The organism is Escherichia sp. WS1265 (genome assembly GCF_046487585.1).
Lineage (GTDB): Bacteria > Pseudomonadota > Gammaproteobacteria > Enterobacterales > Enterobacteriaceae > Escherichia > Escherichia coli.
Map to the genome: position 1 here is coordinate 1 of NZ_JBJQJE010000065.1, position 2233 is coordinate 2233.

The 2233-nt window shown below is 52.7% G+C and carries 1 protein-coding gene; it reads left to right on the plus strand.

Annotated features, from left to right (window positions below):
• A partial coding sequence (locus tag ACJHX3_RS24700; RefSeq protein ID WP_410236240.1) for a phage tail tape measure protein occupies nt 1-2233 on the plus strand: 2233 nt, incomplete at both ends.

Consider the following 2233-nt stretch of genomic DNA (forward strand, 5'->3'; position numbering starts at 1 on the left):
TTCTTCTTCTGAGTTGCTTCGTGCTAAGGCTGCCCAGCTGGGGGTAAGCAGTGCTGCAGAAGTGTATATCCGCAAAATGGAGCAGGCAGGAAAAGCCACGCATTCGCTGGGGCTGAAAAGTGCAGCGGCCCGTCAGGAGATAGGCGTTCTGATAGGTGAACTGGCCCGCGGAAATTTAGGTGCGCTGAGGGGATCCGGAATAACGCTGGCTAACCGTGCCGGGTGGATAGACACATTGATGTCACCGAAAGGCATGATGCTTGGCGGGGTTATTGGCGGTATTGCCGCGGCTGTCTATGGTCTGGGTAAAGCCTGGTATGACGGTCAGAAGGAGGGGGAAGAATTTAACCGCCAGCTGTCGCTGACGGGGCATTATGCCGGAGTCACTGCCGGGCAGCTGTGGACGCTCAGTCGTGCTATTTCCGGGAATGGTATCACGCAACATGCTGTAGCCGGTGCGCTGGCTCAGGTGGTGGGGAGTGGTGCATTTCGTGGAAACGATATCGGTATGGTGGCGAGAGCTGCCGCACAGATGGAGCGATCGGTTGGCCAGTCGGTCAGCGATACCATAAGTCAGTTTAAGCGGCTGAAGGATGATCCTGTAAATGCCGCGAAGGCTCTGGACAATGAGCTGCATTTTCTTACTGCCACTCAGCTTGAGCAGATACGCGTCCTTGGGGAACAGGGGCGGTCCAGTGATGCGGCACGGATAGCCATGTCTGCACTGGCAGAGGAAACCGGTCGGCGTACTGCGGATATTGATAATAACCTCAATGCGCTGGGCAGTACGCTGAAGTATCTGTCTGATTTATGGAGTCGTTTCTGGGATGCGGCCATGAATATTGGTCGTGAAGACTCGCTGGATGAACAGATTTCCGCTTTACAGGAGAAAGTGTCGTGGGCGAAAAGACTCCCCTGGACGGCATCATCTTCTCAGGTTGAGTACGATCAGCAGCGTCTTAACGAGCTTCAGGAGAAAAAACGCCAGAAGGATTTGCAGGATGCAAAAGAGCAGGCAGAGCGGAATTATCAGGAGCAACAGAAACGCCGTAATGCTGAAAATGCTGCACTGAACCGGATGAATGAAACGGAAGCAGCACGACATCAGCGTGAAATTGCGCGTATTAATGCCATGCAGTACGCCGATCAGGCTGTCAGGGATGCGGCGATACAACGTGAAAATGAACGTTACGAGAAAGCCCTGGCATCCGGTAAGAAAAAAACACGCGAAACCCGTAATGATGAGGCCACCCGGTTATTGCTGCAGTACAGTCAGCAACAGGCACAGGTGGAAGGACAGATTGCTGCTGCCAGACAGTCAGCAGGCATTGCCACGGAAAGGATGACAGAAGCGCATAAACAGCTTCTGGCTCTGCAGCAGCGCATCAGCGACCTGGACGGGAAAAAACTGACGGCAGATGAAAAGAGTGTGCTGGCCCGTAAAGATGAACTGATTCAGGCACTGACGCTGCTGGATGTAAAACAGCAGGAGCTTCAGAAACAGACGGCACTCAACGAGCTGAAGAAAAAAACAATTCAGCTGACCAGTCAACTGACTGAAGAAGAGCGCGCTCAGCGTCAGCAACATGACCTGGATATCGCCACGGTGGGTATGGGTGATCAGCAGCGACAGCGATATCAGGTACAACTGAGTCTTCGCCAGAAATACCTGCAACAGCTGGAGCAGTTGAGGCGGGATAGTGAGCAGAAAGGGACATATAACACGGATGACTACAGAAAGGCCGAGCAGGCGCTGACGGAGAGCCTGAACCGACAACTGAATGAGAATCGCCGTTACTGGCAACAGCTTGAAGTTGTGCAGGGTAACTGGAAAAACGGAGTCCTGCGTGCATTTCAGGATTTTACCGTGGATGCAGATAATACGGCAGGAACAGCAGAACAGGTGTTCTCGTCAGCCTTCAGCAACATGGGAAATGGCCTGGCAACTTTTGTCACTACCGGCAAACTCAATTTCAAATCCTTCACCTCTTCTGTGCTGTCAGATATGGCGAAAATCCTGGCGCAGGCAACCATGATGAAATCGATAAAAGGGATTGGCAGTGTACTGGGATTTGATCTCAGCAGCCTTTCCCTGAATGCCAATGGGGGGATTTATCAGTCTGCTGATTTGAGTCGCTACAGTGGCACGGTGGTTAACCGTCCGACGTTTTTTGCTTTTGCAAAAGGCGCGGGTGTGATGGGGGAAGCTGGACCTGAAGCCATTCTGCCACTG